Genomic DNA, 25,905 nt, shown 5'->3' with positions numbered 1-25,905 from the left:
TGGTGTCGGTGATTTGGGTTTTATGCCGATAGTTTAAACGGAGAAGCACTTGATTATGACCAATGAACAGATGCCCAAATTGAGCGCAGGCTCAGCAAAGGTATTTGCCATGGCAAAGAAAGATGAAGACGGTGAGGATTCCGGCATTGGTGTGGCCACAAAAACGCGCACCAAGACCCAGCGTCCCAGCCTTTATCGTGTGCTTTTGCTCAATGATGATTATACGCCCATGGAGTTTGTGATTGCTGTGCTGCAACAGGTTTTTCACAAGAGCCAAGAAGAGGCGGTGACCATTACAATGCACGTGCATAATAATGGTGTGGGGGAGTGTGGCGTTTTTCCATACGAAGTGGCTGAAACCAAGGTAACGCGCGTTATGGATGCCGCGCGTAAACACCAGCATCCATTACAATGTGTAATGGAAAAGCAATAGGAGGCAAGTATGCCCTCATTTTCCCGCGGATTAGAACGTGCACTGCACAATGCCATGACCTTTGCACGTGATCGTACTCACGAAATGGCAACATTGGAGCACTTGCTGCTGTCATTGATTGATGACAGCGACGCTATTGCTGTGCTGGAGGCCTGCGATGTAGATCGCGAGGTGCTGCGGCGCGATCTGGAAGAGTTTCTGGACGAAGAGTTGAACGGCCTGATTACCGATACTGATCTTGATCCAACGCCGACTGCCGCGTTTCAACGGGTGGTTCAGCGCGCGGTCATCCATGTGCAATCCTCTGGACGGGACGAAGTGACTGGTGCCAATGTGCTGGTTGCAATCTTTGCCGAGCGGGAAAGCCATGCGGCTTATTTCCTCGAGCAACAGGATATGACCCGCCTAGATGCCGTGAACTATATTTCGCACGGGATTACCAAATCGGGGATCACGGAAACGCGCCCTGTGCGCGGGGCAGAAGGCGAGGAAGAAGCGGCCGGGGCACAAGCCGGTTCATCGCCTCTGGACGAATTCTGCGTCAACCTCAACAAAAAAGCGCAAGACGGCAAAATTGACGTGTTGATCGGCCGGAAAGCCGAGCTGGATCGCACAATTCAGGTGCTCTGCCGTCGCTCAAAAAACAACCCCATCTATGTGGGGGATCCAGGCGTGGGTAAAACCGCGATCGCCGAAGGTTTGGCCAAGCGGATTGAAGACAAAGAAGTGCCGGATGTGCTGAAAGATGCCACCATTTATGCCCTGGATATGGGGGCTTTGTTGGCCGGCACACGCTATCGCGGCGACTTTGAAGAGCGGTTGAAAGCGGTGATGAAAGCACTGGAAGAAAAAGAAAACTCAGTGCTGTTTATTGACGAGATTCACACCATCATCGGAGCTGGGGCCACGTCAGGCGGTGCCCTTGATGCTTCCAACCTGTTGAAACCGGCATTGGCGTCCGGCGCGGTGCGCTGCATTGGCTCGACAACCTATAAAGAATTCCGCCAATTCTTCGAAAAGGATCGTGCCCTGGTGCGTCGGTTCCAAAAGATTGATGTGGTGGAGCCGACTGTTTCGGAAGCCATTGATATTATGAAGGGGCTGAAGCCTTATTTCGAAAAATATCACGAGGTGGAATATACCAGTGACGCCATTCAGACAGCTGTTGAGCTGTCTGCCCGCTATATCAACGACCGCAAATTGCCGGATAAAGCGATTGACGTGATTGACGAAAGCGGCGCTGCCCAGCGGTTGAAGCCGTTGGCGGACCGCAAGAGTGTGATTGACACCGAAGATGTGGAGGCCACCATTGCTACAATGGCGCGCATTCCACCCAAATCTGTGTCCAAGTCTGACGCGGAAGTGTTGTCCAATCTTGAAGACAATCTCAAGCGCGTGGTGTTTGGTCAGGATGCAGCGATCACAGCGCTGTCCTCCGCCATCAAGCTGGCGCGGGCCGGGCTGCGTGAACCTGAAAAGCCCATCGGGTCTTATCTGTTCACCGGGCCAACTGGCGTGGGCAAGACCGAGGTGGCCAAGCAATTGGCCGATACACTCGGGCTGGAGCTGCTGCGCTTTGATATGTCTGAATATATGGAGCGGCACACCGTTTCGCGCTTGATCGGCGCGCCTCCGGGCTATGTCGGCTTTGATCAGGGCGGCTTGCTGACCGATGGCGTTGATCAGAACCCGCATTGTGTGGTGCTGCTCGACGAAATCGAAAAGGCGCATCCCGACCTGTTCAACATCTTGTTGCAGGTGATGGATCACGGCCAACTGACCGACCACAATGGCAAACAGGTCAATTTCCGAAATGTGATTTTGATCATGACGTCAAATGCGGGCGCGTCCGAAATGTCCAAAGCCCCCATGGGCTTTACGCAGGAACGGCGCACAGGTGACGATGAAGAGGCGCTCAAGCGCTTGTTTACGCCTGAATTCCGCAACCGTCTGGATGCCACCATCTCGTTTGCACCGTTGAAAACCGACGTTGTGGCGCTGGTGGTCGACAAATTTGTGCTGCAGCTTGAAGCGCAATTGGGCGAACGCGGCGTGACCATTGAATTGACCCCAGAGGCCAATGAATGGGTGGCCAAGCGTGGCTATGATGAGTTGATGGGCGCACGACCGTTGGGACGCGTGATCCAAGAGCACATCAAAAAGCCGCTGGCCGACGAGGTGTTGTTTGGCAAGCTGCAAAATGGCGGTACGGTGCAAGTGGGCGTGGACAAGAAGGAAGATATGCTCAAGCTGACCTTCCTGCCGCCACAGCCTGCACGACCCAAAGCCATTACCGGCCCAAAGGCCGACAAAAAAGCGCCACGCAAGTCTGCGGCGAAGAAGTCGACGGCAAAATCTGGCACGAGTGGATCGACTGCGAAAAAAACGTCGGGCACGCGCGTGCCCAAGGCAGCCAAGCGCGGACCCAAATCCAAGCAGGATAGTGAATAAAGGAAAGGCCGGGCAAATGCCCGGCCTTTTCATTTCAGCATTGAAAATCTGATTAAAGCGCGGCTTTGATTTTTTCGCAGTTGGCAGCCAATTCTTCATTGGCTGTTGTGCCGCTCACATGATCGCGCCGAGACACATTTTTGTGGCAGGGGATCAGGTGAAAATGCAAATGATAGACAGTTTGTCCGGCGGCTTCCTCATTGGCCTGGCGCAGCAAAATACCATCCGCGTTCATGGCTTTTTTCACCGCATTGCCGATTTTTTGCACCCGTTTGATCACGTCCGCCAGCGTATCGGCGTCCGCGTCCAACAGGTTGCGCGAACCTTGTTTTGGCACCACCAATACATGGCCGGGCGCTTCCGGCATTATGTCCATAATTGAAATGCACACATTGTCTTCATAGACCTTGTGGCTGGGAATTTCGCCCGCAATGATCTTGGTGAAAATGTTGTCGGGATCGTAGCTCATAGATTAGGCACTCTTGTTGCTGATGATGGGTGCTTTGCGCACGGATTTGGGCCAAGGTATAAACCGAAAGCGGATATAATTCCACACCGCCAAGGTGGTGTAAGTGACCGGTACATAGGTAAAACCGCGCCGGATCAGGAACAAGGAAAGAGCGGCGGCCACATCGGCGGACATCAGGCCCTTGCCCATGCGTGAGGTAAAAGCGGCGGGCACAATATGCCGATAGGTGAGGTCCGGGCTGGTATAGAATTCGCGGGCGCGGGCGGCAAACGCACGTTTGGAAGCAGCGTAAGGCTTGAGCGCCTTTATGCCCATATCGCCGTGCAACTCTATTTCTGATCCCACCGCCCAAATCTCTGGAGGGGTGAGGCGGTCCTTGCCAATCACGCGGAATTTTTCGATCAGATCGACAAAGCTGGTGTAGTTTGCGGTCCAGCAATCATGGGTTTTGGCGCCATGGGCCAGCACCAATATGTCCGCTTTCCGCATCTTGTCGCTCAAGCCATCATAATGGTCGATTTCATAATCTTCGCCATATTTGGCGGTGTCGACGATGGCGCCCAGCTTTTCCAAACGTTTGGCAAGAGCCTGACCATAGGCACCCGAGGCACCGGTGATCAATACGCGCTGTCCTTTAAGCTGGCAAGATGTGCCGAAAATCACGTCGAACAAGCTGAGAAAGGAGGCGAAAAACTGATTGGGATAGACATGGTGCAAAGCATGGTAGGTGGGGGTGACAAAAAAGAACCCGCGACGGCCGTTGAGCCTGTCCATATTCATATGGTTGATGTCCCGCCCTTCATCGACCACCCGCCAGGCAAACAGGCCGGAGTGAATCAGGACCACAATTGCCACAGCGATCCAATCAAACAGCAATACAAAGATGGCTGTGCCGAGGATCGAGACCACAAATTCGGGCACCAGATGGCACCACAGATTGGCCTTGGCCCAGTTGGGATGCACATCCATATTTTTATCGAGGAACTTGTGGTGCACCTCGTGCCAGCGCGAAAACTCTCGCAGAAGGGCAAAGCGCGAATGCTGCCAGCGATGGAGAAGATAATGCAATATATCGAACAAAAAGGTGGACGCAGCAAATATGAGCGCGGCCTGAAGGAGTAAAGTGATAATATAAACAAAATTCATTTGCGCCTCTTTTGCCTTAAACGCTTTTGGGCAGAACCCCGCTTTAAATCAATTGCCACGACAATGTGGCGAGCATGGGGTCTGCCGTAAAATGTTAACTGTATCATAAGTAGCGGTAAAGACTCACTCTTTCTTGAATGGAGTGAAGCCCTGCAATAGCTTTTGATCCAACGCCACATGCCGGCGCTCTTCTTCCAGATAATCGCTCACGGCGTCGCGGAAGTTGGGTTGAGGGATAAAGTGGGCGGAACGGGTGGTCACCGGCTCATAGCCGCGAGCGATCTTATGCTCGCCCTGGGCACCTGCCTCCACCTTATGTAGATTGTGGGCAATGGCATAATCGATGGCTTGATAATAGCACAGCTCAAAATGCAGATTGGGGATATGCTGATTGCAGCCCCAATAACGCCCAAACAGCGTGTCTTTGCCCACCAGATTGAGGGTACCGGCCACATATTCAGTACCGTCATGCGCAAGCATCAAAACGATTCTATCGCCCATACTGTCGCCGATCAGTGAAAAAAAGTTGCGATTGAGGTAGGGCCTTCCCCATTTGCGGCTGCCCGTGTCCATATAAAAGGCGAAAAACGAATCCCAGTGATGTTCCTGAATATCGTTGCCGCTCAGCCATTCGATCTTCAATCCGTGTTCGGCGACGGTGCGGCGTTCTTTGCGTATCGCTTTGCGTTTGCGCGACGCCAATTGCGCCAGAAAATGATCAAAATCCTGATAGTCTTTGTTGAACCAGTGATATTGGCGATCATGGCGTTCAAGCCATTGGTTTTCTACGAATAGCGCCATCTCGTCATCATTGAGAAATGTCGCGTGAGCGGAGGACAGGTTCAACTGTTGGCAGGCCCGTTCCAGCCCATCGATCAACAGCGCTTTGGCTTGATCCGGGGCATCAGACCGTGTCAGCAATTTGGGTGCCGTGGCGGGAGTGAAGGGAATCGAAATCTGCAATTTGGGATAATATTGCCCGCCTGCGCGTTGGAACGCGTCGGCCCACGCATGATCAAACACATATTCGCCTTGGGAATGGCCTTTGAGGTAGGCGGGCACTACGCCCAAAATGCCGCCATCCGGTGATTCAAGGCTGAGATGCTGCGGTTGCCAGCCCGTGTGTGCCGCCACGCAACCGCTATCTTCCAGTGCAGACAAAAAGGCAAAGGAGGTGAAAGGATTGTCCGCTCCCGCCAACGCATCCCAAGCTGCGGCACCGATTTCTTCAATACGGGCATTTGTTTTCAGCACATATTCGCTCACAAAGCCGGGTTCTCCTTCGACCGTGCTCGTCCGGTTCTCGGGTTGACATCCTCAAAGACAATCTGGTCGGCTTCGGCCATGGCTTTCTCCCAACGGGCAGGCGTGTCTATGGTCCAGCTCATGACTTTGCGACCACTGGCGCGGAAGGCCCGCACGGCGGGCAAATCCAGGCTGTCCACATCGCAGGACACAAAGTCCGGGCGGGACAGGGGAAAGTGCAGCAGGTGGCGCAATCGGAACCCAATCCATGCGGTTTGGCCGGGCGGAGTTTCGCGCTCTACCACGATTCCCTTGGGCCATTTGTCTTTTAAACGGTGCAAATGGCGGATCAGATCAGGATCAAAGCTTTTAAAACATAAGATACCCAAATAGTCCTTGGCCGTGGCATGCACAGCTTCGGCCAATTTTTTATTGCGCGTCCCTTGGGTTTTCAGTTCGACAATTAGGGGCACCCGCCCATTTACGAATTCCAGCAATTGAGCGAACGACATGATGTGATCGCCTTCAATACTTTCTTTCAGCGGTATGCGCGTGGCTTGTCCCATGCTGATATCGGCGACATGCCCGCTATGTGGAGTCAGGCGATCTAGCTTTTCATCATGAAAAACAATGGCTTGATTATCTCCGGTCAATTGCAGATCGCACTCGATGCTATAGCGGTTTGCGATCGCAGACACGAACGCTGACTTTGCATTCTCGGCAATGCCATTGGCAACATCATGATGGCCCCGATGGGCAATCGGGCGTGCAAAAATTTGCTGGAGCATTTGATTATGATGCGAGTTCGACAATGGCTTCGATTTCCACTGCGGCCCCAAGGGGCAGGGAGGGCACACCAACGGCGGCGCGTGCATGACGGCCTTTTTCGCCGAATAGCTCACCAATCAGGTTGGAGGCGCCGTTGGCCACCAGGTGCTGGTCGGTAAAATCTGGCGTGGACGCCACAAAGATCGACAGCTTAACGAATTGGATGACGTCTTCGAGCGGCACATTGGCAGCAGATTTGATTTGGCCCAGAATGTTCAACGCGCACATCTCCGCGGCTTTCTGGCCACCTTCAACATCCACCTCTGCACCCAAACGGCCGGTCACCAATCCTTTTTCGTTCATGGGCAATTGTCCGGAAATATAGAGCATATTGCCTGACTTTTTGAACGGCAGGTAACTGGCAAGCGGCGCTTTCGGCGCGGGCAGCTTGTGGCCCATTTCTTCGAGTTTTTGTTCAATGACGCTCATCGGAATTGTCCTTTTGCGAATCTTTCTTGCGTTGCTCTTTTTCATATTTGGCCCGCATCATGCGGCCACGCAATAGGGCGTCCTCACCAAATTTTTCGCGAATGCTGTCCATGGCCCGTTCTGCTTTGGCTTTGCGCGCCACATTGGGGTCCAAAAGGTCGTGCGGATCTTCGTTGCTGGTGGGGGTGGCGAGGCCGGTCACGCCTATCCCTAACAACCGAAAGGCTGTCATGCCGACTTCTTTTTTCAGCAATGACATACCGGTTTCGAATATGACGTGGGCCAATTGCGTTGGTTCGATCAGTTGGCGCGACCGCGTTCGGGTGGCAAAACCCGCTGTTTTGAGTTTTAGCGTGACCGTATCGCCAGCAATGTTGCCCTTTTTTAGCCGTGCCGAGACCTTCTCACTAAGTTTAAGCAAAATGTGAGAAAGTTCGTCAAAATCGCTGATATCTTTAAAGAATGTTGTTTCATTTGAAACGGATTTCGCGCCACGTGTCGACTTGATCTTGCGCTTATCCTCGCCCTGTGAAAGATAAAACAATCGCGCGCCAATTTCACCATAGCGGCTTGCCAAATCCTTAAGGCCCATTTGTTGTAGCTGTCCGATATGGGTGATGCCATCTTTTTCGAGGCGCTGGCCAAACTTTTTGCCTATGCCATAAATCACAGTGACTTTTTGCTTGGCGAGAAAGTCGCGCGTTTCCGCTGCGCCGATCAGCGCCAGACCGCGCGGCTTATCGAGCTCGGAGGCGATTTTGGCCAGAAATTTGTTGTGCGACAGGCCGATCGAAATGGTGACGCCAATGTCACGCTCCACCTCATTGGCGAGGCGCACCAGAATTTCCACGGGCGAGGCCTTGTGCAGCAATTGGGTGCCAGACAGATCGAGAAAGGCTTCGTCAATGCTCAATGGCTCCACGAGGGGTGTCAGGGCCAGAAATTTGGCTTTGATCTGTTTGCTTACCTCCACATATTTCGCCATATTGGGCGGCATAAAAACAGCGTTGGGGCAGAGCCGTTTGGCCTGAAAGATCGGCATGGCTGAGCGCACGCCGCTCATGCGGGCAATATAGCAGCAGGTGGAGACGACGCCGCGCTCTCGACCACCTACAATGAGCGGTTTATCCAGCAAGTCCGGGTTGTCGCGCTTTTCCACCGCCGCGTAGAAGCTGTCGCAATCCACATGGGCGATATCGAGGGTCAGCAGTTCTGGATGGCTGATCAGCCGTATAGAGCGGCAATTCGGGCAGCGGGTGAGGGCGAGCGCCCGCTCCAGATGCCCGCAATCACGACAGATGGTGGGGGCAAGCTCATCATTCATGAACATTCAGCGAATAATAGGCCCGCATCACCTCCTCAGGGGTGAGTCTGGCGTTGGCGCACATGGACAATAGAGCTGATTCATTTTGGGCGAAAAACGCTAACAATCCATCGGCCAGCGATTGCGAATCACCGGCACGCATTTCGTCCGGCGTGGTGCCGGTTTCGGTCATGAATTGCCCTAAAAGCTCAGGTTCTGCAATGAGATGGTTCAAGCAGGCGTCAGCTACAAATTGGATTTTGTCGGGGCTGGATTTCATCATGGCGCGGCTTTCATTACGTCTTTCGTAAGGTTTTCTTGTTATATCCCTTTCTCAAGGAAGGGCAAAAGCGTTTCGCAAAGATTTGGGGACTATATGGCAAAGACGGTAATGATCGTTGAGGACAATGAGCTGAATATGAAGCTTTTCAACGATTTGTTGGAGTCGCGCGGCTATCGTACGATCCAGACCCGTAACGGTATGGAAGCGTTAGATTTGGCCAAAGCGCATCATCCGGATTTGATCTTGATGGACATTCAGTTGCCAGAAGTATCAGGACTGGTGGTGACCAAGTGGATCAAAGAAGATGAATCGCTGCGTTCGATTCCCGTGATCGCTGTCACAGCCTTTGCCATGAAAGGTGATGAGGAGCGCATTTTGGAGGGGGGATGTGAGGGCTACATCTCCAAACCCATTTCGCTGCCGCATTTTTTGCAGACGATTGAGAATTTTATCGGACCAGGCAAGTAGGTTCGCGCCCAGTTTGAGTTAGTGAGTACGGGACGAGTAAAATGACCGCACGCGTATTGGTGGTAGATGACATACCAACAAACATAAAATTGCTGGCTGCACGATTGTCGGCCGAATATTTTGATGTGTTGGAAGCGACAAGCGGGCACGAGGCCATTGAAATTTGTGATCAGGGTCAAGTCGATATTGTGCTTTTGGATGTGATGATGCCGGAGATGGACGGGTTTGAAACCTGTCGCCGATTGAAGGCCAATCCGAAAACCCAGCATATTCCGATTGTAATGGTGACTGCACTCGATCAACCATCGGACCGGGTCAAGGGATTGGAATCCGGCGCCGATGATTTTCTCACCAAGCCGGTTGATGATGTTCAATTGATGGCGCGGGTGAAAAGCCTGTCGCGCCTTAAAAACCTGACTGACGAATTGCATTCTCGTGCGCTGACGGGTCAGTCGATCGCCATTGAAGACATTGTCGGCATGACCCAGCGTATTGACGCGACGGGTGGCAAATTGCTGGTGATTGAAAGCGATGAGCGCGCGGCAGAACGGTTGCAGGATGTGCTGAACCGCGAACATGATGTCAAAGTGCTTACGCGGCCCGAAGACACCCCAATGGTGTTGGCCGAAGAAGATTTTGAGCTGGTGATCGTGTCCATGTCGCTGACAGATATTGATCCGCTGCGCGTCTGTTCTCAAATCCGCACGCTGGAAAAAACCCGGAATATGCCGATTATTCTGGTGGCGGACGGACCGGACAAGCCGCGTGTGGTACGTGGACTGGAGTTGGGCGTAAATGATTTTATTCTGCGGCCTGTGGAGCGCAACGAACTGGCGGCGCGGGTGCGGACGCAAATTCGGCGGCATCGCTATTCGGCGGAGTTGCGGAAAAATCTGTCCTCTACTGTGGCCATGGCCGTTATTGATGAGCTGACCGGGCTTTATAACCGGCGCTATTTTGACCGGCATCTGGCAGTGCAGTTGGAAAAGTCCAAAGAGCATGAGCGCAATTTGTCGTTGATGATGTTGGATATTGACTATTTCAAGGCGGTAAATGACACCCATGGCCACGCGGTGGGCGATGCAGTGCTCAAAGAATTTGCGTTGCGCCTGCAGCGCAGCATTCGCGGGGTCGATTTGGCGTCCCGTTATGGCGGTGAAGAATTTGTGGTGATGATGCCGGATACGGATTTGAATCACGCACAATTGGTTGCTGAACGGGTGCGTCAATCAATTGGCGAAGAGCATTTTGAAACCGAGATGGTCGCGCCATTGAACATTACGGTCAGTATCGGCATTGCCATTTACGAGAGTGAGCATGATACGCCCGAGGACCTGATGAAGCGTGCAGACATTTCGCTTTATCGGGCGAAGCGCGAAGGGCGCAATCGCACTGTCTACGAAGCCGCCTAACGGCGCGCTTTCTAACGCATTTTAACAAAATTTTATGCGTTAAGACAAAGACTTAACCTTAATCCGGGGCGTTAAGGTTAAGTCTTTAAGTTAATCTTCTGTTTATATTCCATTTACGTAAAATTTGCTTGGAAAATGCGGACTGGCGTCGTATTTGCAAAGGGCACCATTCAATTAATGAGTGGTTTGCCTCGCAGACAACTGCTCAGGTCCGCCGCAACTTCCTGAGATCCTGCGAGGGGGCAGTTCCGGCTCGGTTTAAGAGTGGCCTCTTCTGACCGAGCTGGATCGCCCGCCCAACAAAAAACCCCGCCTTCTCAGGCGGGGTTTTTTTGTCGAAATCAAATCAAGTTACTTGATTTTAGATTCCTTAAATTCAACGTGCTTACGCGCAACCGGATCGTACTTTTTCAAAGTCAATTTCTCGGTCATTGTGCGTGAATTCTTTTTGGTCACGTAAAAGTAACCTGTGTCAGCTGTTGAAACCAGCTTGATTTTTACAGTGTTGGACTTGGCCATGCCTACATTCCCAAATAAAAGGCCACGCAATCATGCGCGGCGATCTGTCATCATTCCGTTGGGCGCAACCTATGCATTTCCAACCAAATGTCAAGTTCAAAGCAGAAATAATTGTATTTGAACGCTAGTCCAACCCCACAACGGTACTGCGGCGTTCCATCAACAGCACATCACGCCACTTGCCAGCCATGGGGCCGTAATTCATCTTGCCGATTGCCCTGCGTCGGCCAATCGTGTCAAAGCCTGCCTTTTGATGCAGAGCAATGCTGGCCGCATTTTCTGGGAAGATATGGGCGAACATGGTCCAATAGCCCTGATCTTCTGACGTTGCCACAATATCGTGCATCAATCGGGAGCCGATGCCTTGTCCACGCATCTCCAGGTCGAGATAGATCGATATCTCGCCCACACCTGCATAAACAGCGCGAGGTGAGCTGGGAATCACTGTTGCCCAGCCCAGCACGGTGTTTTGGTTGCAAATGACGCGGGCCACGCCGCGGCCGGCAAGGTAATTTCGTTCAAATTCGGGCCAGGCGATGGGGCTATCACGAAAAGAGGCGTGTCCGGTTTCCAAACCCATTTGGTGTATGCGCATGATTTGAGGCGCGTCTGCAAATGCTGGCGGTCGGAGATTTAAGCTTTCAATCACGTGATGCTATCCATTGGGCCCATCGGATCGATTTTCCGAACCGCATTTGCCCCACTAAATCGTTTGACTGATCGAACATAGCAATTCGCTACGTGCTTGCAAATGGGCATCAGCGCGTGCACCAAGCCAGGTTTGCGGCTTGCATTGTTTCGATCGTTGCCCAAATCCACACCAGCGCTCAAAAGCTGAGCGCTGGGAAGCTGAGCGAAAGTGACTTTGGGATCTAACGGCCGTCGGTCTCGTCGGTATGCTCAGGATCGAAACCGTGAAGATAGGTGGCCCATTGAATGGCGACCACCGCGCCTTTAATCGAGGGCAGCATCGCAAGAGACGAGAGGAGCGCCATGGGCACGAAAATATAGAGATAGAGCATTGGCTCCCACTCATAGGCCATTTCGATGTGCAGAATGGCGCCCACAATAATGTGGCCGACAATCGCCATGGTGATATAGGGCGGGGCATCGTCTGCCCGGTGGTGATAAAGTGCTTCGCCGCAGGTCGGGCAGGTGTCGTTCACCTTCAAGTAGGACCGAAACAATTTTCCTTCGCCGCATTTTGGGCATTTACATTTCATGCCATTCTTCATCGCTGACCAGATCGAGCGTTTTGGTTTGGCGGCGGTGGTCATCTCTAAACTCATTTTGCACTCCGTTTGCCCCGTTTACGGGCAAATCCTTTGGATTTTTTCCCAAAGGAACGTTTGGGACGGCTGCGTCCGATTGGCTTGGTTTTTTCGCCCTTTGACAACATTTCAAAGCGCAATGACCCGGCCAACGGTTCAGCTTCCATAAGCTGGACCTCAACCTGATCGCCAATACGGAACCGTTCTCCTGTGCGTTCCCCTATCAGTGCTTGTTGCGACTCATCATGAACGAAATAGTCTGTACCAAGCATTGACGCAGGGATAAAACCATCTGCGCCGGTTTTATCCAATCGGACAAATAGTCCCGCCCCGATTACGCCGGAAATGCGCCCGTTAAAACGGGCACCAAGTTGGTCCGCCAGGAAGTAGGCCAGTAGGCGATCGCTGGTGTCACGCTCGGCCAGCATGGCGCGGCGTTCGGTCATGGAGATTTGCTCGCCAATGCCGGCCAGTTTGCTCTCCATGCCCGGTTTTAGCCCATCATCGCCCAAATTGAGGGCGGCAATCAGTGCGCGGTGCACAATCAAATCAGCATAGCGCCGAATCGGCGAGGTGAAGTGGGCGTAGCGGCGCAAATTGAGGCCGAAGTGCCCAAAATTTTCATTTGTATATTCAGCTTGCGCCTGCGACCGCAGCACCAGCTCGTTCACCATATGCGGGTTTTCAGTGTTCTCTGCCTGCGCCAGCACTTTGTTGAAATGCATCGGCTTCACATTCTCGCCAACGGACATGCTGATATTGAGGCTGGCCAGGGATTCCTGCAACCCGATCAGCTTTTGATGCGACGGCGCATCGTGCACGCGATAGAGCAGGGGCGACTTTTTCGATTCCAACGTTTCCGCTGCGGCCACATTGGCCTGAATCATCATTTCTTCGATCAAGCGATGGGCGGTCAGACGTTCGGGCACGAACACATCTTCCACAAACCCGTCTTCGTTCAAACGAATGCGCCGCTCCGGCAGGTCTAGTGCCAGCGGAGAGCGCTGTTTTTGTTCCTTCTCCAATGCTGCGTAGGCCGCAAAGAGTGGCTTGAGGATCGGTTCGAGGAGCGGCTCGGTCTTTTCATCGGGGTGGCCATCAATGGCGGTTTGCGCCTGTTGGTAGCTCAGTTTTGCTGCGGAGCGCATAAGCACCCGATGGAAGCTGTGGTCGAGCTTCTTACCATCCTTGTCGATCTTGATGATCAGGCCCATGGCGGCGCGGTTCTCGCCTTCCACCAAAGAGCACAGATTGTTGGAAATCCGCTCGGGCAGCATTGGGACCACCTGATCGGGGAAATAGACCGAGTTGCCGCGCACCAGCGCTTCCTTGTCCATGGCTGTTTCCGGGCGCACATAATTGGCGACATCGGCGATGGCGATATAGATCAGGAAGCCGCCCTCATTCTTCGGGTCGTCGTCCGGTTCGGCATAAACCGCATCATCATGGTCTTTGGCGTCCGCCGGGTCGATGGTAACGATCGGGATATGGCGCCAATCTTCGCGGCCTTCAAGACCGGCAGCTTCCTGCGCTTCGGCTTCATCCAGCACGGATTTGGGGAAGCGATAGGGGATGTCGTGATTGTGCAGCGCGATCAGGCTGATCGCCTTTTCGCTTTTCGGGTTGCCAATAATGCTCGTCACACGAGCACGCGGCACCATCAGGCGGCCTGAAACAAATTGTTCAACCTCAACCAGATCGCCTTCTTTGGCGTCGCCCAGATCGCCAGCATGGATTTGCATTTCCTTGCCCTTGCGATCCACTGGCACAAGGCGCGCGCCTTTGTCTGTTTTCCGAACAATGCCGATCAAGGCCTTTTTCGGCTTATCCAGCACCTTCATGGGGCGGGCGGTATAGATCGGGTCTTTGTTTTCGTCGCGGTCGATCCGCGCCAACACCCGGTCGCCCGGTGCGGGCACAGCTCTGTTTTTCTTGTCTTGCGCAATAAAGACCTTCGGGCGACTTTCTTGATCACCATCCCATTTGGCGGGGTAGCCGATCATATGGTCAGGATCGGCATCCAATGGGATTTCGATCACGGTGACCGAGGGCAGCTCCGCCACTGGGTGATATTTCTTTTTGTCCCGCGTCAGCAGCCCGTCTTCTTCCATCTCTTTCAAGAGCGCTTTGAAGACGATGCGATCATCGCCGCGAATGCCAAAGGCCTTGGCAAGGTCGCGCTTGCTGGCTTTGTTCGGATAGCGAACAATAAAGTCCACAACCTCTTCGCGCGTGGGCATGGTGCCATCGCGGTTCTGTTTGGCGCGGAAATTTTGTTTTTGCCGCGCCTCGGGAGATTGTTTCAGGCGTGACGTTTTATCTTTCCGAGCCATTTTTATCCTTTATGATTTTGCTGCAGCCTTTTTCTTGGCTGGTGCTTTCTTTTTTGCAGTTGCTTTGCGCTTTTTCTTTGCCGGGCTTTTTGCAGCTTTGGCGGTAATTAGCTCCAACGCCTGTTCCATGGTCACTGATTGCGGATCGGTGTCTTTGGGCAGGGTGGCGTTGATCTTGCCATGATTGACATAGGGGCCATAGCGCCCGTCTTTCACCGTCACTGCGCCACCATCTGGGTGGTCACCCAGTTCTTTCAAGGTCTGTGCCGCGCCACGACGACCGCCTTTGGCTGCCTTTTCCGCCAGCACGGATACCGCCCGGTTTAACCCGACATCGAATACTTCTTCAATGTCCGACAGATTGGCATAGGTGCCATCATGCAGCACGAAGGGTCCATAACGCCCGAGACCAGCTGTGATCATTTTGCCAGTTTCAGGATGTTCACCCACATCGCGCGGCAGCGAGATCAATTTGACAGCTTTTTCCAAGTCAATGCTTTCAGGCGACCAGCCCTTCGGAAGGCCGGAACGTTTCTTTTCGCCATCCAGTTCCATTTCCAGATATGGGCCGAAGCGACCTTTTTTCAACTCAATATCGACACCATAGTCGGGATGCTGTCCGATTACGCCCGTACCGTCAGCGCCGCTAGCTTCGCCGGTAGCGCTTTCGCCCAGCTGGCGGGTATGGTTGCATTCCGGATAGTTGGAGCAGCCGATAAAGGCGCCGTAGCGACCGACTTTGAGCGAGAGTTGGCCGGTATCACAGTCCGGACATTTGCGCGGATCGCTGCCATCTTCCTTGGGTGGGAAGATATGGTCGCCCAGCAGTGCGTTGAGCGCATCCAGCACTTCTGAAACGCGCAGGTCCTTGATCTCGGTGACATGGGCATTAAAATCGCGCCAGAAATCATTGAGTACCGTCTTATAATTGATTTCACCGGCGGAGATTTCGTCGAGCTGCTCCTCCAGATTGGCAGTGAAGCTATATTCAACATAACGCTCAAAAAAGCTCTGCAGGAAGGCTGTCACCAGCCGACCCCGATCTTCTGGAATCAGGGTGCGTTTTTCCAGCCGCACATAGTCGCGGTTTTGCAGCACCGCCAAGGTCGCGGCATAGGTGGAGGGGCGGCCAATACCCAGCTCTTCCATCTTCTTGATCAGGCTCGCTTCGGTAAAGCGCGCCGGGGGCTGGGTGAAATGCTGCTCAATTTCGCATTTTTTCAATGCCGGATTGTCGCCTTCAGCCAAGGGTGGCAGTTCACGGCTGTTCTCATCGTCTTTTTCTGTGGTCGACACACCATAGAGCGACATAAAGCCGGGGAAGGTGGTGACGGACCCAACAGCCCGCAGGGTGATCTGGTCTTTCGCGCCATTCAACTCGATATCGGCGGCGGTGCGTTCCATTTCAGCGGCGCGCATCTGGCTGGCCATGGTGCGTTTCCACACCAGATCATAAAGCTTGGCCTGATCAGCTTCCAGATTTTTGGCATCCTTCGGGGTACGCGACAAATCTGTCGGGCGGATCGCTTCGTGTGCCTCTTGGGCGTTTTTCGCCTTAGACTGATAGAGGCGCGGCTTTTCCGGCAAATAGTTGCTGCCAAAGTCTTTTTCGATTTGCGCGCGGGTGGCGTTGATCGCTTCGGGGGCGATTTGCACCCCATCTGTCCGCATATAGGTGATCAAGCCGGCTTCATAGAGCCGTTGTGCCACTTGCATGGTGCGTGATGGGGCAAACCCCAAGCGGCTGGAGGCATCCTGCTGCATGGTCGAGGTGGTAAAGGGCGCATAAGGGTTGCGCTTGGTCGGCTTTTTCTCAACGGACTTGACCGTCAGGCTGCCCGCCTTGATAGCATCGCGGATAGAGGCCGCTTGTTCTTCGGTGGCAATGTCCAGCTTGTCCGTCTTTTTACCGTTGAGGGCATAGAGACGGGTTTCAAAGTCTTTACCGCCCTGATTGAGCGTGCTGGTGATGCTCCAATATTCCTGCGGCTTGAACTTTTCAATCTCTTCTTCGCGTTCGCAAACCAGGCGCAGCGCCACAGATTGCACGCGGCCAGCAGAACGAGAACCGGGCAGTTTGCGCCACAGCACTGGCGACAGGGTAAAGCCCACCAGATAATCGAGCGCACGGCGGGCCAGATAGGCGTCCACCAGAGGCGTATCCAGATCACGTGGCTGTTCCATCGCTTCCAGAACTGCTTTTTTGGTGATGGCGTTGAACACCACGCGGCTGACCTTAGTGTCTTTCAGCGCTTTTTTCTGTTTGAGCACTTCCAGTACGTGCCAGGAAATGGCTTCCCCTTCGCGATCGGGGTCAGTCGCCAGAATCAGTTCGTCGGCAGCCTTAGTGGCCTTGGTGATTTCGGTGAGACGTTTTTTGGACGCGGCATCGGTTTCCCATTTCATGGCGAAATCATCGTCCGGATCCACAGACCCATCTTTAGATGGCAGGTCGCGCACATGGCCGAAAGAGGCCAAAACCTCATAGTCTTTGCCCAAATATTTATTAATAGTCTTTGCTTTCGCAGGGCTTTCGACAATCACCAGCTTCATTCAATCGGTCCTTAAGATCCTAACGTCAAATCGGCGGCAACATGGTCTTGCTTTGCGTCAATTGTCAATGACCAAACAAAAAGGGCCGCGCTGTTTATTCGCAATATTGGGCGCTTTGGATCAGTTTTTAAGGGCGCAACGCCACCAATTGTCCCGCCGATCTTTCCAGGCGCCCAGCAATTTCCAGATCAAGCAATATTGTTGAGACCATGGCGACCGGCAAACCGGTATGGCGCACAATCTCATCTATTGGAGTTGGTGTGGGGCTTAACGCGGCGAGCACTGTTTCGGTTGCATCGGGCGGGCAGGCATCGGGCACAAAGTTCTGGTCGAAATCGTCTTCCTGCAGCAAATTTTGCTGTTGGAGCGGTTTACTTTGCTGCAATTCGGCCAAAATATCATCGGCATGGCGCACCAGTGTGGCGCCGTCGCGGATCAGCTTGTTGCCGCCTTCACCACGCGGGTCGAGCGGAAATCCGGGCACGGCCATCACATCGCGATTTTGCTCCAAGGCCATGCGGGCTGTGATCAACGAACCCGACCGCAGCGCCGCCTCGATCACCACAATCCCCAAAGAGAGGCCCGAGACAATGCGGTTGCGGCGGGGAAAGTCTTGTGCCCGCGGCACCGATCCGAAGGCGCGCTCAGTCATCAACACGCCCTTGTGGCGCAAGATATTGCGGGCCAGTTCGATATTGCTGTCGGGATAAATATGGTCAATGCCGCCAGCAAAAACGGCGATGGTGCCGGTGGGCAGAGCTGCCTGATGCGCGGCCGCATCAATGCCTTTGGCCAAGCCCGAGGCGATCACATAGCCGGCTTCGCCCAATTGCTGAGCCAATTGTCGCGTGATGGCAGTGCCTGCGGCACTGGAATTGCGCGCACCCACGATGCCGATGGTGGGTTGGGCAAACAGGGCCGGATTGCCCAGCATGGTCAGAAGTGGCGGGGCATCGGCGATTTGCTTGAGATAGTCGGGATAGGGTGGATCGATCAGCGTGATAAAGCGTGCGCCAAAGCGATCAGTCTGTTCGATTTCAGCTTCAATCTTATCTTTCGGGGCCAGCCGAATGGCGCGTTTGGCGCTCGAGTTTTTGATCAGGTCGGGCAGGGCATCCAGCGCATTGCTGGCGGAGCCAAAGCGATTGATCAGGCGTTTGAACATGGCCGGACCCACATTGTCAGACCGGATCAGTCGCAGCCAATCAAATAATTGCTGGTCGTTGGTGGCTGAGGTGGCGGTGCCGTCCATCAGCCGCACCCGTAGGGGCGGTTAGCCTTCGCTTTTGACGGTCTTGTCGCCGCCAATTTTGGTTTCTGTGCCATCGAGTAATCTTAAAATATTGTCTTTGTGTCGGTAATAAAGAATAAGCGAGAGTATGGCACATGCAGCGCTTAAGGCAACGCCTGACCAGATATAGGCGAAAACCGGGGCCACGGCCGCCGCGCTGAGCGCGGCCAATGAGGAGTAGCGGCGCAGAACCGCCACGATCAACCAGGTGGCGCAGAACAATAGGCACACGATCCAGTTAAGTGCGAGCAGGGTGCCGATATAGGTCGCCACGCCTTTGCCGCCTTTAAAGCCGAGCCAGATGGGCCACACATGGCCGGCAAACGCCGCGACACCCGCGATCAGGGCTGCTTGCTCGCCGAGAGAATAGCGCGCCAGCAACACGGCGATCCCGCCTTTGCCTGCATCGCCCAACAGCGTGAGTAGTGCCAAATCCTTGCGCCCTGTGCGCAACACATTAGTGGCCCCGATATTGCCTGAGCCGATATCGCGGATATCACCGAGACCGGCTATCTTGGTCAGCACAAGCCCGAAAGGCACGGCGCCGAGCAGATAGCCGCCCAAAGCAGCGATTAGCAAATTCACATAATCCATTTTGGTCTCCGCAACATTTGATCAGGCGCTCTGGCGAAACACGGTATCGCCGTTCACCCATGTGGTCATCACTTTACCGAACAGGCGCGCATGTTCAAAGGTTGTGTTTTGTGACTTTGATTTCAAATCCTTTTCGGCGACCACCCAAGGATAATTCAAATCGATCTCAATCAGGTCAGCGGGGGCGCCTTTGGCTAAACGGCCCGCCTCTAGTCCCAGCAGCTTTGCGGGATTGATGGTCATGGTGGCCAGCAGCCGCACAAGGCTGATTTGTTCTTCATGCACCAGGCGCAATGACGCCGCCAAAAATGTTTCCAGCCCTATAGCGCCATCAGTGGCTTCAGCGAAGGGGCGACGCTTGCCTTCAGTGTCCTGCGGGTCATGGGCCGAATGCAGAATATCGATGGTGCCGTCACGCAATGCTTCAACCATCGCCATACGCTCATCCTCAGACCGCAGGGGCGGGTTCAACTTAAAGTAGGAGCGATAGGAGCCAATGTCATTTTCATTCAAGCACAGATTATTGATCGACAGACCGGCGCTCACCTGATCATTGCGCTGCTTGGCCTGTTGGACCAGCTCAGCTGACTTGGCACAGGAAATCTGAGCGGCGTGGTAGCGCACGCCCGTCATATCGGCCAATTGCAGGTCGCGGGCGAGGGGAATGGTTTCCGCCTCGTGGGGGATGCCTTTCAGGCCAAGGCCGGTGGCCAGAATGCCCGCATTCATCACCCCATCGCCGATCAACTCGCTGTCGCCCACATGGTGCAGGATCGGCATGTCGAAATTCTTGGCATAGGTGAAGGCGTTTTTCAGCATCGAGGTGCTTTGGATGGAGCTGTTGCCATCGGTAAAGGCGCGCGCACCTGCGGCCTTAAGCAGGCCAAATTCGGTGAGGTCCTTGCCCTCCAGCCCCTTGGAGATGGCGGCAGACGGCCAGATTTTCACTTTGGATGTGGCTGACGCGCGGCGCACCACATAATCCACCAGGGCGCCATCATCAATCACAGGCGTGGTGTCAGGCATCAACAGAAACGATGTCACCCCGCCCGCCGCGGCTGCATTCGACGCACTTTCCAACGTTTCGCGATATTCATGGCCTGGTTCGCCGGTGGAGACGCGGGTATCAATCAGGCCCGGCGCGATCACATGGCCCTCAGCGTCATAGGTTTGCGTGCCCTCGGGAGCTTCGGGCGCATTGCCCCAGTGGACATCTTTGATCTTGCCGTTTTTAATCCAGACCGCGCCCTGCTGGTCTTTGTCAGTCGCAGGATCAACCAGGCGGGCATTTTTGATGATCAAGTCATTTTTCATCAGACGGCCTCCCCATTGGTCAACAGGGCCTCTAAAACCGCCATCCTGACGGCCACGCCCATCTCGACCTGCTCGGTGATCACGGAGCGGGGACCATCGGCAATACTTGGAGCAATCTCGACGCCGCGGTTCATGGGGCCGGGATGCATCACGATCGCATCATCCTTGGCGAAGGCCAGCTTGCGCTCATCCAACCCATAAAAATGGAAGAATTCACGTACCGAGGGGATCATTTTACCGGAGGCGCGTTCATGTTGCAGGCGCAGCATCATCACCACGTCCGCATCCTTCAAGCCTTCTTCCATGTCGGTAAACACCTCTGCCGCCATCTGCTCGACGCCACGGGGCAGCATATTCTTTGGACCCACCACGCGGGTGCGGGCATTCATGGCGCCCAGAAGCAGCAAATTGGAGCGGGCCACACGGGAATTGGCAATATCGCCACAGATCGCCACGGTTAGCCCGTTAAGGCGCCCCTTGTTGCGTCGAATGGTGAGCGCATCCAAAAGCGCCTGGGTCGGGTGTTCATGGGTGCCATCGCCAGCATTGACCACAGAACAGGCCACCTTTTGCGACAAAAGCTCTACGGCGCCCGAGGCGGCATGGCGCACAACGATCACGTCCGGCTGCATGGCGTTCAGCGTTGCTGCCGTATCGATCAGGGTTTCCCCCTTTTTAACAGAGGAGGTCTGCACCGCCATGTTGAGGACATCAGCGCCCAATCTCTTACCAGCGATTTCAAAGCTGGACTGGGTGCGGGTGGAGTTTTCAAAGAACAGATTAATCTGGGTGCGGCCCTTTAGGCTGTGCTTGGCCTTTTTCGGTTGCCGCGAAATATCCACCATGGCTTCTGCCCGGTCAAGCAATTCCGTGATTTCCACTGGATTGAGGTGGGAGATTCCCAAAAGATGTTTTTGTGAAAAATGGTGTTGGGTGGGCACATTGGTGCCCGACGCATGGTCTTGAGAAGTGCGCGAGTTGGGAGTCATTTGCCTGCCATTCCAAATCGGTTTATCGGGCATAACCCAATGTCGCGACCAGAACAAGTGAGCTAAAGGCTATATCTGTTAAAAACTGATCAGCGCTTGCTGTCGAGATAGCCCTGTAAAATGTAACTCGCGGCGAGCTTATCCACCACTTCAGCCTGTTTGGTGCGCGAAATATCGGCTTCCAGCATGGTTCGGGTCACTGCGCTGGTGGAGAGGCGCTCGTCCCAATAGGCGATCAACAGCTCCGTCTTTTGCGACAAATTGCGCTGGAAGGCGCGGGTGGACTGGGCGCGCGGGCCTTCAGATCCGTCCATATTCAGGGGCAAGCCCAGCACAATGCCCACCACATCATTGTCAGCAATGATTTTGAGTAATTGCTCGGCATCCTGGGTAAATTTCTTGCGTTTGACAGTGCTGTGAGGGGTCGCCGTATATTGCATCCCGTCGGAAATGGCGACGCCAATGGTTTTAGTGCCGAGATCGAGGCCCATCAGACGGCCACGCTTCGGTAAATCTGGTGCAGCATTTTCTGTCATGTTTTACTCATTTATTGGATTGAACCCCCGGCAATTCTGCATTAGCATTTTCCTATATTTTAGGGAATCTATTCAATGCGTTTGACGTGGTTAGGTAACAAAGTTTTGCGTCTCGAAGTCGGCTTAGAGCATTTTTTAGTTGCAAAAACGACAGAAAATTTCGATCAGGTCGACGTGGGCAAGGCCCACAACGCTCATCGGGTGGTCTTTGATGCCCCTCCAGGTGGGCCCTTTCTGCCTTTTCAGGGGCAAATGCCTGCGCCAAAACCGAAACGCCTGATCGATCAGAACGATCACAGCAATGATTTTTATGGGCAGGGCGAGAATTTCCTTTTGATAGACCGGATTGGAACGGAGCGGCTGATTGTTGCCATCGACGGATTGGCGCCAAACAGCATCCCTGCGGAATGGGTTTCAGACGCCATCGTCATCATCGCGGCCAATGATAATGGTGAACTGATCAAGAGTTTCAAGGAAATCAAGAGCAAAAAATCGCTGGTCATCAAGCCACGTCATTATCTGCTGGCCATTCCACCGCCAGATGATGAATTGTTTGAGCGATTTGTTTGCGCGGTGGGAGAAAGTCCGGCACAAATCCTTGAGCCGGGATACCCTATCGAGATATAGTGTATCCATGATGGGGAATAAAAGCGTTTCGCACGCGAAATTTAAGCTAGTGATATTAGCAGCCCTATGGATGGCGATATTCGCGCCAGTTCCGCTACACGCGGGCAAACATAATGATCTGCTCAATGAGATTGTGGCTGGGCCTATAGCGGTGGCGGTGCGTCAGGAAGTGGTCTGGACAGCAGTCATGGCACAGAATGAGGCCTTGAAGGGCATATCCCAACAAGAAATCAACGCGCTGGATGCCCAATGGCGCGCCGAAACCGGCGAAAATGTTCAACCCTTAATCGAATCTGTCTCATCGCGGGAGATTTCCCGCTATTTGCGCGCGGTGCAAAACAATAGCGAGGGGGTGCTGACGGAAATCATTGTGACAGATGAAAATGGATTGAATGTGGGTATGAGTGCAGTGAGTTCTGACTATTGGCAGGGGGATGAAGAAAAATGGCGCATTCCCTACAAGACGGGGCGCATTCACATAAACGAAATTGATTTTGATGAATCGACGCAGCTTTACCAGACCCAAATCAGCGTGCCCGTGCGCAAACGTGACGGCACCATTATCGGTGCCGCGACATTTGGCGTTCATGTGTCTCCCTGGGAATAAGGCGCAAGTTTAAGTTTTGGCCGCGCGCTGTGCGGTCTGGCACACGGATTTGATGCTCCAATTCGGTGCTTTTTCAAATTAGGCATTGAACATGTGATTTTTCAGCCTTCTTGGTTGCGGGAAAGGGATCGCATTGCTAAAAGCGAACGATCTAATTTCTATCTCAGGAGAATGCCATGTCGGTTGATGCCGATACTGTAAGACGGATTGGCCGTCTTGCCCGCATAAAGATTGAAGACAATGACGTTGAGAAACTGCAAGAAGAGCTCAATGTCATTCTGGGCTTTGTCGACCAATTGTCTGAAGTTGACGTGGACGGCGTTGAGCCCATGACATCTGTGGCACCAATGGCGTTGCGTCGCCGCGAAGACAAGGTGACAGATGGCGGGTATCCCGAACAAATTGTAGCCAATGCGCCATTGAGCGAAGACGACTTCTTTATGGTGCCAAAAGTCGTTGAATAGAGCGGCTTGCCTTAATCCATCCTCGCAGATGCCAAGAATGCGCGCCGGACGCGCTGCTAGTGGAAGAATCTATGACGACTGAACTGACAAAACTTAGCCTCGCCGATACGGTGAAGGGCTTGAAAAACAAAGACTTCTCTTCAAAAGAAGTTACAGCATCATATCTTTATGCGATTGAAAAAGCTGAAGCCTTGAACGCCTATGTAGCGGTAACCAGTGATCAGGCGTTGGACATGGCCGAGCAAAGTGATGCACGGCTGGCCAAAGGTGAGGGTGGTGCGCTGGAAGGTGTGCCGTTGGGCATTAAAGACTTGTTCTGCACCAAAGGGGTGCATAGCCAAGCGGCCAGCCACATTTTGGATGGTTTTAAGCCTGAATATGAAAGCACCGTCACGCAAAATCTGTGGAACGATGGCGCGGTGATGCTGGGCAAACTCAATATGGACGAGTTTGCTATGGGGTCGTCGAACGAAACGTCATACTACGGTCCGGTGATCAACCCTTGGCGCGCTGAGGGTGACAATAAGGATTTGGTGCCTGGCGGGTCTTCAGGCGGTTCTGCCGCTGCCGTTGCCGGTTGGCTCTGTGCGGGTGCAACTGCAACCGACACCGGCGGTTCTATCCGTCAGCCAGCGGCCTTCACCGGCACTGTGGGCATTAAGCCGACTTATGGCCGGTGCTCACGCTGGGGCGTTGTGGCCTTTGCGTCTTCACTTGATCAAGCCGGTCCAATTGCCCGCACAGTGGAAGATTGCGCCCATTTGACGACCTCAATGGCGGGCTTTGACCCCAAAGACAGCACGTCTGTTGATTTGGCGGTGCCTGATTTTGCGGCGGCTGTTGAGCGCGGCGTGAAAGGGCTCACCATCGGTGTGCCGAAGGAATATCGCGTTGAGGGCATGCCGGAAGAAATTGAAAAGCTCTGGCAGCAGGGCCTTGAGTGGTTGAAGGCCGAGGGCGCAACCATCAAGGATATTTCGCTGCCGCACACCAATTATGCGCTGCCGGCTTATTACATTGTGGCGCCTGCGGAGGCCTCCTCCAATTTGGCTCGCTATGATGGCGTGAAATATGGCCTGCGCGTTGCGGGCAAAGATATCACCGATATGTATGAGCAAACCCGCGCTGCGGGCTTTGGCCGTGAAGTGCAACGTCGTGTAATGATTGGCACTTATGCGCTCTCCGCTGGCTACTATGATGCTTATTATTTGCGGGCACAAAAAGTGCGCACATTGATCAAGAAAGATTTTGAAGATGTCTTTAATGAAGGCGTTGATGCGATTTTGACGCCCGCCACACCATCTGCCGCTTTTGGCGTGGCCGATCAGGAGATGGCGAAAGACCCGATCAAAATGTATCTCAATGATATTTTCACCGTGACAGTAAACATGGCAGGGTTGCCTGGCATTGCTGTGCCTGCCGGTAAGGATGGGCAGGGGCTGCCTTTGGGCTTGCAGCTGATCGGCAAGCCGTTTGATGAGGAAACTCTATTTGCCGCTGGGCGCGTGCTGGAAAAGTCGCATGGTGAGGACTTCGCACCGAAACAATGGTGGTAGGCTTGGCCCGAGAGCAGATATCCAAATCCGATCTGTTGGATCGCATTGAAAAAGGCACGCCCATTCAGGCGTGTCTTTTTTTTGAACTCAATCTCGTGGATGAAGATTTCACTGGCGCGGTTTTTGAAGATTGTGTTTTTGAAGATACCGACCTGGGCGAGGCTGAGTTTGTGGATGCCAGTTTTGTCAATTGTGATTTGTCGAAAGCTCAGTTGAAGGCGACGCGGTTCGACAATGTCTCCTTCGACAATTGCCGCTTCTTCAACAGCGAATCGCATCACGGCGCCAGCTTTGAGCGGGTGGAACTGCGTGAGGTGCAGTTTGAGCAATGCAATTTGTCTAATGCCAGTTTTATGGGCACCAAGCTCTTTGAAGTTCGATTTGTCGATTGCAAAATGATGGGCATTGATTTGCGTCGCGCTATTTTGGGCCGCGAGGTGGCGGGCAGCAAGATGTTGCGTGATGTGCGCTTTGAGGGTTGTCAGCTTGATTATGCCAAAATGAATGAGCTGAACTTCGATGATTGCAAAATCGCCCGCTGCCGCCTGTTGGGGGCGGATTTCTCCAATAGCAGTTTTTACAATGCCGATCTCAGCGAGAGCGATTTGGCCAATGTGCTGCATGGCCGCACCAGTTTCGAGCATGCAAACCTGCAGGGGGCCAATCTTGAGTCGATTGACATCACAGCTCTGTCCGGCATCCAGAACATGAAAGTGTCCGAGAGCCAATTGGCGGCGATCCTGTCCAAATTCGGCATTGATGTCGTTCCGGGGTAAAAAATGCA

General features: G+C 53.6%; 26 protein-coding genes. 9 read left to right on the top strand and 17 right to left on the bottom strand.

Translation table 11 applies throughout. From position 1 onward, the window contains the following. Positions 1-109: 109 nt before the first annotated feature. Together clpS and clpA are read left to right on the top strand one after the other, a co-directional pair. Positions 110-433, top strand: coding sequence for an ATP-dependent Clp protease adapter ClpS (gene clpS / locus L1I42_RS15520; protein WP_236115671.1), 324 nt, complete (start codon positions 110-112; stop codon positions 431-433). Positions 434-442: 9 nt separating this feature from the next. Further along, positions 443-2,884 (top strand): ATP-dependent Clp protease ATP-binding subunit ClpA, encoded by a 2,442-nt coding sequence (gene clpA, locus L1I42_RS15515; protein ID WP_236115652.1) that lies wholly within the window; start codon positions 443-445, stop codon positions 2,882-2,884. Between the two features lie 52 nt (positions 2,885-2,936). On the opposite strand, the gene L1I42_RS15510 is transcribed toward clpA, so the two are convergent. From L1I42_RS15510 to L1I42_RS15480, 7 genes are all read right to left on the bottom strand, one after another. After that, positions 2,937-3,353, bottom strand: coding sequence for an HIT family protein (locus L1I42_RS15510; protein ID WP_236115651.1), 417 nt, complete (start codon positions 3,351-3,353; stop codon positions 2,937-2,939). 3 nt (positions 3,354-3,356) lie between these two features. Beyond that, positions 3,357-4,499, bottom strand: a complete 1,143-nt coding sequence (locus tag L1I42_RS15505) for a sterol desaturase family protein (protein ID WP_236115650.1) — start codon at positions 4,497-4,499, stop codon at positions 3,357-3,359. Positions 4,500-4,622: 123 nt separating this feature from the next. Next, positions 4,623-5,765: a GNAT family N-acetyltransferase gene (locus L1I42_RS15500; protein WP_236115649.1), complete on the bottom strand. Its 1,143-nt coding sequence runs from the start codon at positions 5,763-5,765 to the stop codon at positions 4,623-4,625. Further along, positions 5,762-6,532 (bottom strand): glycerophosphodiester phosphodiesterase family protein, encoded by a 771-nt coding sequence (locus L1I42_RS15495; protein ID WP_236115648.1) that lies wholly within the window; start codon positions 6,530-6,532, stop codon positions 5,762-5,764. The genes L1I42_RS15500 and L1I42_RS15495 overlap by 4 nt, the downstream gene beginning before the upstream one ends. A 4-nt stretch (positions 6,533-6,536) precedes the next feature. Continuing rightward, positions 6,537-7,001: a RidA family protein gene (locus tag L1I42_RS15490; protein ID WP_236115647.1), complete on the bottom strand. Its 465-nt coding sequence runs from the start codon at positions 6,999-7,001 to the stop codon at positions 6,537-6,539. Next, positions 6,988-8,325, bottom strand: coding sequence for a DNA polymerase IV (locus L1I42_RS15485; protein ID WP_236115646.1), 1,338 nt, complete (start codon positions 8,323-8,325; stop codon positions 6,988-6,990). Before L1I42_RS15485 ends, L1I42_RS15490 begins: the two co-directional genes overlap by 14 nt. Further along, positions 8,318-8,587, bottom strand: a complete 270-nt coding sequence (locus L1I42_RS15480) for a DUF3572 family protein (protein ID WP_236115645.1) — start codon at positions 8,585-8,587, stop codon at positions 8,318-8,320. Before L1I42_RS15480 ends, L1I42_RS15485 begins: the two co-directional genes overlap by 8 nt. Before the next feature lie 93 nt (positions 8,588-8,680). On the opposite strand from L1I42_RS15480, the gene L1I42_RS15475 reads away from it, so the two are divergent. Then, the gene (locus tag L1I42_RS15475; RefSeq protein WP_236115644.1) at positions 8,681-9,055 is read left to right on the top strand and encodes a response regulator; all 375 of its coding nucleotides are present in this window, start codon (positions 8,681-8,683) and stop codon (positions 9,053-9,055) included. A gap of 41 nt (positions 9,056-9,096) precedes the next feature. Further along, positions 9,097-10,467, top strand: a complete 1,371-nt coding sequence (locus L1I42_RS15470) for a PleD family two-component system response regulator (protein ID WP_236115643.1) — start codon at positions 9,097-9,099, stop codon at positions 10,465-10,467. A gap of 351 nt (positions 10,468-10,818) precedes the next feature. On the opposite strand, the gene rpmG is transcribed toward L1I42_RS15470, so the two are convergent. From rpmG to ruvX, 10 genes are all read right to left on the bottom strand, one after another. Next, positions 10,819-10,986 carry a 50S ribosomal protein L33 gene (gene rpmG, locus L1I42_RS15465; RefSeq protein ID WP_236115642.1) on the bottom strand — a complete coding sequence of 56 codons (168 nt, stop codon included), beginning with the start codon at positions 10,984-10,986 and terminating at the stop codon, positions 10,819-10,821. A gap of 124 nt (positions 10,987-11,110) precedes the next feature. Then, on the bottom strand, positions 11,111-11,635 hold the full coding sequence (locus L1I42_RS15460) for a GNAT family N-acetyltransferase (protein WP_369413108.1): 525 nt from the start codon (positions 11,633-11,635) through the stop codon (positions 11,111-11,113). A 223-nt stretch (positions 11,636-11,858) separates the two neighbouring features. After that, a complete protein-coding gene (locus L1I42_RS15455) occupies positions 11,859-12,275 on the bottom strand; it encodes a DUF983 domain-containing protein (protein WP_236115640.1) in 417 nt (138 codons plus the stop codon). Beyond that, the gene (gene rnr / locus L1I42_RS15450; RefSeq protein ID WP_236115639.1) at positions 12,272-14,590 is read right to left on the bottom strand and encodes a ribonuclease R; all 2,319 of its coding nucleotides are present in this window, start codon (positions 14,588-14,590) and stop codon (positions 12,272-12,274) included. Before rnr ends, L1I42_RS15455 begins: the two co-directional genes overlap by 4 nt. Positions 14,591-14,599: 9 nt before the next feature. Further along, complete coding sequence (topA, locus tag L1I42_RS15445; protein ID WP_236115638.1) at positions 14,600-17,143, bottom strand: type I DNA topoisomerase; 2,544 nt, start codon at positions 17,141-17,143, stop codon at positions 14,600-14,602. Between the two features lie 127 nt (positions 17,144-17,270). Further along, a complete protein-coding gene (gene dprA / locus L1I42_RS15440; protein ID WP_236115637.1) occupies positions 17,271-18,395 on the bottom strand; it encodes a DNA-processing protein DprA in 1,125 nt (374 codons plus the stop codon). Between the two features lie 21 nt (positions 18,396-18,416). After that, positions 18,417-19,028: a glycerol-3-phosphate 1-O-acyltransferase PlsY gene (plsY, locus tag L1I42_RS15435; protein ID WP_236115636.1), complete on the bottom strand. Its 612-nt coding sequence runs from the start codon at positions 19,026-19,028 to the stop codon at positions 18,417-18,419. Positions 19,029-19,049: 21 nt separating this feature from the next. Next, on the bottom strand, positions 19,050-20,342 hold the full coding sequence (pyrC, locus tag L1I42_RS15430; protein ID WP_236115635.1) for a dihydroorotase: 1,293 nt from the start codon (positions 20,340-20,342) through the stop codon (positions 19,050-19,052). After that, entirely contained in the window at positions 20,342-21,331 is a 990-nt protein-coding gene (locus L1I42_RS15425) for an aspartate carbamoyltransferase catalytic subunit (RefSeq protein WP_236115634.1), read from the bottom strand. Before L1I42_RS15425 ends, pyrC begins: the two co-directional genes overlap by 1 nt. Positions 21,332-21,420: 89 nt before the next feature. After that, entirely contained in the window at positions 21,421-21,867 is a 447-nt protein-coding gene (ruvX, locus tag L1I42_RS15420; RefSeq protein WP_236115633.1) for a Holliday junction resolvase RuvX, read from the bottom strand. A 75-nt stretch (positions 21,868-21,942) separates the two neighbouring features. On the opposite strand from ruvX, the gene L1I42_RS15415 reads away from it, so the two are divergent. From L1I42_RS15415 to L1I42_RS15395, 5 genes are all read left to right on the top strand, one after another. Next, a complete protein-coding gene (locus L1I42_RS15415; RefSeq protein ID WP_236115632.1) occupies positions 21,943-22,494 on the top strand; it encodes a hypothetical protein in 552 nt (183 codons plus the stop codon). A gap of 70 nt (positions 22,495-22,564) precedes the next feature. Beyond that, entirely contained in the window at positions 22,565-23,101 is a 537-nt protein-coding gene (locus tag L1I42_RS15410) for a PDC sensor domain-containing protein (RefSeq protein ID WP_236115631.1), read from the top strand. 176 nt (positions 23,102-23,277) lie between these two features. Beyond that, a complete protein-coding gene (gatC, locus tag L1I42_RS15405) occupies positions 23,278-23,565 on the top strand; it encodes an Asp-tRNA(Asn)/Glu-tRNA(Gln) amidotransferase subunit GatC (protein ID WP_236115630.1) in 288 nt (95 codons plus the stop codon). Positions 23,566-23,636: 71 nt separating this feature from the next. Continuing rightward, positions 23,637-25,121: an Asp-tRNA(Asn)/Glu-tRNA(Gln) amidotransferase subunit GatA gene (gene gatA, locus L1I42_RS15400; RefSeq protein WP_236115629.1), complete on the top strand. Its 1,485-nt coding sequence runs from the start codon at positions 23,637-23,639 to the stop codon at positions 25,119-25,121. Next, on the top strand, positions 25,112-25,897 hold the full coding sequence (locus tag L1I42_RS15395; RefSeq protein ID WP_236115628.1) for a pentapeptide repeat-containing protein: 786 nt from the start codon (positions 25,112-25,114) through the stop codon (positions 25,895-25,897). The genes gatA and L1I42_RS15395 overlap by 10 nt, the downstream gene beginning before the upstream one ends. Positions 25,898-25,905 lie beyond the last annotated feature (8 nt).

It is taken from the genome of Maritalea mediterranea (assembly GCF_021568695.1).
GTDB lineage: Bacteria > Pseudomonadota > Alphaproteobacteria > Rhizobiales > Devosiaceae > Maritalea > Maritalea mediterranea.
The sequence above is the reverse complement of the archived record's forward strand: the minus strand, read 5'-3'. Positions and strand labels throughout refer to the sequence as shown.